The sequence below is a fragment of the Limosilactobacillus galli genome, from assembly GCF_947381495.1.
In the GTDB taxonomy this organism is placed as follows: Bacteria; Bacillota; Bacilli; order Lactobacillales; family Lactobacillaceae; genus Limosilactobacillus; species Limosilactobacillus galli.
Genome location: NZ_CANCWK010000064.1, coordinates 1 through 6,024 on the forward strand (window position 1 = coordinate 1; position 6,024 = coordinate 6,024).

At 40.1% G+C, this 6,024-nt stretch carries 4 protein-coding genes; 3 read left to right on the plus strand and 1 reads right to left on the minus strand.

The genetic code is table 11. The features are described from left to right. A partial coding sequence (locus QOS10_RS08810) for a GH25 family lysozyme (protein ID WP_283595105.1) occupies positions 1-1,304 on the minus strand: 1,304 nt, incomplete at its 3' end. A 189-nt stretch (positions 1,305-1,493) separates the two neighbouring features. On the opposite strand from QOS10_RS08810, the gene QOS10_RS08815 reads away from it, so the two are divergent. The 3 genes from QOS10_RS08815 to QOS10_RS08825 all read left to right on the plus strand — a co-directional run bounded on the left by QOS10_RS08815 (position 1,494) and on the right by QOS10_RS08825 (position 5,756). After that, entirely contained in the window at positions 1,494-3,818 is a 2,325-nt protein-coding gene (locus QOS10_RS08815) for a KxYKxGKxW signal peptide domain-containing protein (RefSeq protein ID WP_283595106.1), read from the plus strand. Between the two features lie 65 nt (positions 3,819-3,883). Continuing rightward, the gene (locus tag QOS10_RS08820; RefSeq protein ID WP_283595108.1) at positions 3,884-4,750 is read left to right on the plus strand and encodes a beta-1,6-N-acetylglucosaminyltransferase; all 867 of its coding nucleotides are present in this window, start codon (positions 3,884-3,886) and stop codon (positions 4,748-4,750) included. A 16-nt stretch (positions 4,751-4,766) separates the two neighbouring features. Beyond that, positions 4,767-5,756, plus strand: a complete 990-nt coding sequence (locus tag QOS10_RS08825) for a glycosyltransferase family 2 protein (protein WP_283595109.1) — start codon at positions 4,767-4,769, stop codon at positions 5,754-5,756. Positions 5,757-6,024: the final 268 nt, after the last annotated feature.

A 6,024-nucleotide genomic window follows, 5' to 3' on the forward strand; every position in this document is an offset into this window, starting at 1 on the left:
AAGTAGTACCAGCGGCCATTGATCTTTTGCCAGCCTTTATCCTGCCAAGCATTGGTTGGGTCAAAGTACAGCCAGTTATTATCAAGCCACTGCCAACCAGTCAGCGCCCAGGCATTATTTTGGTCGAAGTAATACCAATTACCAGCGCCAGACTTGAACCAGCCAGTCTGAGCAGCGCCATCGTTGTTGAAGTAGTACCAGCTACCGTTAATCTTTTGCCATCCGGTAACGTTTTGCCCGTTTTGGTTGTAGTACCAGTGATTGTTATTTTGATTCCAATGCCCAGTATCACCGGTTAGAAGATTTTGGTAATCAATAGAGAGATCGAGTTCACCATTGTAACCAGGAATAGTACCATGGGCATTGAATTGCCATGCCCCATAGCTTTGGTTAGCAAGATAAGAAGGATTATAGAGGTATTGAGCTACCCATGTCCGATTCTTGCCGACAGTAGCACTAACGTTGTATTGCCGGTCATAAGCAAGCGAAGTATAAACCGCGTGGTTGGTAAATCCAAGATTATTAAGTTGGGTCCAGAAACCATTTAAGTCGTTAGCTATTCCAGCATACTTAGTGGTGGTATCTTCCATATCGGCATAAATGCGCGTGTCCTTGCTAAGCCTCAATGCGTTCATTACATTAGCTAGGTGGTTGGCTTCACTAACTGCGGTATTCCAACTCCCAAAGTGGGCGTAGTGATACACTTGAATGTTCAAGCCGGCATTACGCGCATTGTTAATTTGCTGCCCAGCATATTGATTAGTGTATCCGGTACCTTCTGTTAACTTAACAATGACGGTCTTAACACCCGCATTCTTGAGTGAAACAAAGTTATTGTAATTCAGTCCTGCTTGGTATGCTGAAACATCGACCGCATCAACACGAGGATATTGAGAATCACCAATACTAATAATAGGTGTACCATCATAAGCAGTTCGTGCAGCAGCCTGAGAAACAGTATACTGAGCGGCTACTTTAGCTTGTGTTTCTTCAGCATTAGCGGTTGATACCGTTGAAGAAGTTGGGGTAACTGCTGAAGAAGAAGCTGGTAAAGTTACGGAATCAACAGGAGCTTCACTATTATTGGCATTACTATTTGATGGTGTTGCACTAGTAGATGCTTGCTGGCTTGCCGGTTGTTGACTGGTAGGTGTCGTTGCTGAATTATTAGCAATGTTTGTAACCGATGTTGCACCATTTTCAGTGATAGAATCAGCTTGTATATGGGTAGGTTTGGTATATGCTAAAGCCGTTAATGAAAATAGCGCTAAGGTAGATGCTAAATAAATATTGCGGTGCTTCACTTTTATCCTCCTAAATTAAATATAAAGTAAACAATAATATTATAGATGGTAATTGATTGCAATACTTTTAAAATTTCTTAACATCTTATTGAAGACTTTGTGAAGTAAAATTAAACATTCTCAAAAGCTGATAATGGGAGTATCATAATAGTGAATTATTTGAAAAAAGTTTATTGGGAAGGAATTATGATGAAAAATAGAGTGAAGCTTTATAAAGCAGGTAAACTATGGGTAACAGCGTTGGTTGCTGCTGCAGGGATTGCCTTTGCGGCTAACAACGCTTATGCTGATCAAACGCAGCCTGCTGACAGTAATGTTCAAATTTCTCAGGTAACGACTAACCAACAAAGTAGTATTCCTGATAGTATCAATGGTTACACCAAGCAACAGGACCAATCTGGTAACAACGTTTGGAAAAACCAGCAGGGACAAGCATTGAATGGTTGGCAAACTGCTGATAATAACTGGTACCATTTTAATAATGGTAGTGCCCAGACTGGTTGGCAAAATGTTAACAATAATTGGTATTACATGAATAAAGACAGCTCAGCCATGGAGACTGGTCTGAAGACAATTGATAATAATACCTACTATTTGAATACTAACCATGATGGTACTTATGGAGCAATGAAGACTGGTTGGCAAAGCGTTGATAATAACTGGTACCACTTTGCCGATAATGGTGCAGCACAAACCGGCTGGCAGAATCTTGATAATAACTGGTACTACTTTGCACCAACGGGTCAAGGCAAGATGCTAACGGGACTTCAGACGATTAATCAGAATCACTATTACCTAAATACTAATCATGATGGTACTTATGGAGCAATGAAGACCGGCTGGCAAAATGTCGATAATAATTGGTACTACTTTGCCAATAATGGTGCAGCATACACTGGTTGGCAAAGGCTTGACAATAACTGGTATTACTTTGCACCGTCTGATCAAGGCAAGATGCTGACGGGTATCCAAAAAATTGACCATGATTTGTATTATTTGAACACCAATCACGATGGTACTTATGGAGCAATGAAGACCGGTTGGCAATACGTTGGTAATCATTGGTATGGCTTTAAGAGCAATGGTGCTGCCTATACGGGTTGGCAAACGTTAAACGGTAATGTCTACTACTTCAACCCTAATAATGGCCAAATGGCAACGGGGGATGTAGTGATTAATGGTAGTCACTACTACTTTGAACCAGCCTCTGGTCATCAGATTAAGGGAATTGTTCTAGATGGTAACGGTCTTCTTAAGTATTATGACGTGAACACAGGAGCTCGTGCAACAAATCTAAGTTCTAATGGCAAGAACTATAGTTTTGATGCAACAACTGGTGATATTCAGACAAATGGCTTGGCAGATGGTTTAAACACGATTGCTAACCATGTTTACTATTTCAATAAATCATTAGGACGCTTTGTTGCAAACGCCTGGGAAAAGGTTAACAATAACTGGTACCATTTTGATAACCAAGCAGAGGCCTCTACTGGTTGGTTTGAATCACCTGCTCATAATTGGTACTTCTTTAATAATGATGGTTCTGCTAAGACTGGCTGGTTTAAGTCTGCTGCCGGCTTCTGGTACTACTTTGACCCACAAAATGCTTGGGCACTGAAGGACTGGCAGAAGATTAATAACAACTGGTACCACTTTGATACGATAAATACCTGGGCTGATACTGGTTGGTATAAGTCAGCTGCTGGTAACTGGTACTACTTCGACCCGGTTAACGCTTGGGCTAACACTGGCTGGTTCCGTTCTGGTGTTGGCAATTGGTACTACTTCGACCAGACAAATGCTTGGGCATTAACAGGGTGGCAAAAGATCAATAATAACTGGTACTACTTCGACCCAACAAACGCCTGGGCCGAGCGTGGTTATCACCGTATTAATGGGGTCGACTACTACTTCGATACCACTAACGCTAATATGTACCAAAATCGTTGGGTTAACGTTAATGGCTGGACTTATCACGCTGACAATAGTGGACATCTGTGGTTCCCACGGTGGTACTGCCAATTCTCACCGATCTTCACCGCTGATGGTTGTTCCGTATTTTCACTGGCAATGATGCTGAGCCCAAAGGAATACATCAACATTCCTTATGCGTTAAACCTGCTTTCAGCACGGCAAGCTGGTAACATTTATACTGGTGCCGGCTTCTGGCGGATTATTCAGCCGGATTCGCTGGTTGACTTAGCACACCACTTTGACAGTACGGTTACTAATATTTCTGGTAGCTCAATCAACGATATTATCAACATTGTTAACTCTGGTCGTCCGGTACTTTACTATGGTTACTCTAGCTTTGAGCAATCATACGCCTTCCGGAACCATGCCAAGGTGATTGTTGGCTACCAGAATGGTTGGTTCAGAGTTTATGATCCTTGCTATGCCTTAGAAAATGAAGGCCCACAGGGACGTAATGCATATGACTATGGTCCAAAGGGATGGATCACTACTGCCCAGTTAGCCCGTGAGTATGCTGGGCAAGCAATTACAGTAGATTAAAATGAAAACATTTATGAATCTTTGGTATGATAGATTCATAAATGTTTTTTGTTTAGGAGAGAAAAATGCAAGCTGTTTTAGTTTTAGCACATAAAAACATCAACCAAGTAATTGAGTTATCGGCTCTGTTAAGAAAAAAGTTTGAAGTTTATATCCATTTTGATAAAAAAGCTCACCTTAATGAGGACCAGCAGGACCGCTTGGTCGATTTGGGCGTTCATTGGATTGCCACTCAGGATGTCCATTGGGGAGCTTGGAGTATTGTGCAGGCAACAATTGATTTATTTAATTTAGCGTTGAAGGATAAGCGGATAACGTATTTTCACTTGATTTCGGGACAGGACTGGCCCACTAAAAATCTTGATGAAATATACCGCTTCTTTGAAGATAACGAACAATTATATATTTGGAACTACCCGTCTGCTGAATACAAGAAAGCAGGAGAACCACTTGTTGATTGGCAGAAATTTTATTTTGATTACGATCGTATTAACCGCCGGAGTAAATTCGGTAAAATTTACCACCGTTTAAGTATTGTTAAGCAAACTCTATTGCATGTGGATAAATTAAAAAAGTTGGGCATTGATTTAACACTGTATAATGGATCACAATGGGTTGATTTGCCACGTGATGCCTCAGCGTACTTAATTGATTATCTTCAAAAGCATCCTAATGTTGAGGAGACGTTTAAGACAGGTTTTTGCTCTGATGAATTCTGGGTACCGACGATCTTACGGAATAATACTGAATTTGCTCAGCGGATTGATACAAATAATCACCGTTATATCGACTGGCAGACACGTGATGGAAGCGCTCCAGCGGTGCTTGATGATCGTGATTATGATAAGGTTCGTAAATCAGATACCTGGTTTATGCGCAAAATTGAGTTTCCTAAGTCCAAAGGCTTGGTTGATAGATTAAACATAAGATAGTAGAGAGGAGAACAAGATGCCAGTCCTTAGTATAATTATTCCCAACTATAACAGTGGAAAGTTATTACAACGCTGCTTAAAAAGTATAGTTAAGAATCAGGCTGATATTCAGGTAGTTGTTGTTGATGATGGTTCAAATGACAATTCAGCTACGATAGCAGAAAAGATTGATCCACGGGTTCAGCTGGTTCGGCAAAATAATCAAGGGGTATCAGCAGCTAGAAACAATGGCCTAGCAAATGCTGATGGTCAATACGTAATGTTTGCTGATGCAGATGATTGTTTTGACCCTAACTGGGCTGACTATGTTCTTCCAGCATTAAGCAATTCTTCTGACCTTTTCTTATTTAATTACTATAATGGCCGAAAAAAAGTACCGATAATTGATCATTCTGCAGATCTGATTGGTACTGACTTTGCCAATCACCGGCTTAAGATGTTAGAAAATCCAACTAAGTTTTTGACGGTATGGGGAAAGGTTTTGCGGATGGAAGTAATTACGTCGCACCAGTTGATATTTAATTCTCAGCTTAGATTAGCTGAAGATGGTGATTTTATGGTTCGATACCTGATTCACTGTCAAAATATATTGACTAATGATCATTACCTGTATCATTACTTGGATAATGAAAATTCAGTAATGCGGAGCTTTGATGCTAATAAGGTCGCTGACTATCTAAAAGCTATGACAGTAACCACTGCGGCTGTAGAACAAACTCATGATTCTGCGCTTATTCATGCCAATAGTTTTTATATTTTGATGCACTTAAATGTCATGATGGTTAGGGACGTTTTTAATATTGATAATCCGGAGCCTTTTGCTCAAAAACTACGGCGCCTAAAGGGGACTTTGAAGGTTCCAGTCATAAAGACAGCGTTAGTAGATGTTCATCTAAATGAATGTCGTTCACCACGAACAGTGCCAATTTTGTTGTTGAAGATGAAATGTTATCGTTTGGCTGCATTGACATTTATTACTCGTTCGAAGCAAAACCATCATAATTAACAGTTACTTGGTATAAAAAATGTCCTCTAATATTCGGCTCTATGATATTCGGTAAGGATAAGATGATTTCTTATCTTTACCGTTTTTTGTTACTTGTTGTACCATTGATTTAAAAATGAAAAAGACAACTGTCTTAAGTCGTACAATACCCCTTAGGGTGACACTTGAAATAATAAAAGTGTCAGTCCTAGGGGGGTATTTTGTATTGTAAGTTATTCAACTATTGAGAAACTTAAGCTACTTAGTAAGTATCAAGAATCGGATTACG

Excerpts from the sequence above, each read along its gene's own strand:
- QOS10_RS08820 (WP_283595108.1), top strand. The coding sequence starts at position 3,884 with ATGCAAGCTGTTTTAGTTTTAGCACATAAAAACATCAACCAAGTAATT.
- QOS10_RS08825 (WP_283595109.1), top strand. The coding sequence starts at position 4,767 with ATGCCAGTCCTTAGTATAATTATTCCCAACTATAACAGTGGAAAGTTA.
- QOS10_RS08815 (WP_283595106.1), top strand. The coding sequence starts at position 1,494 with ATGAAAAATAGAGTGAAGCTTTATAAAGCAGGTAAACTATGGGTAACA.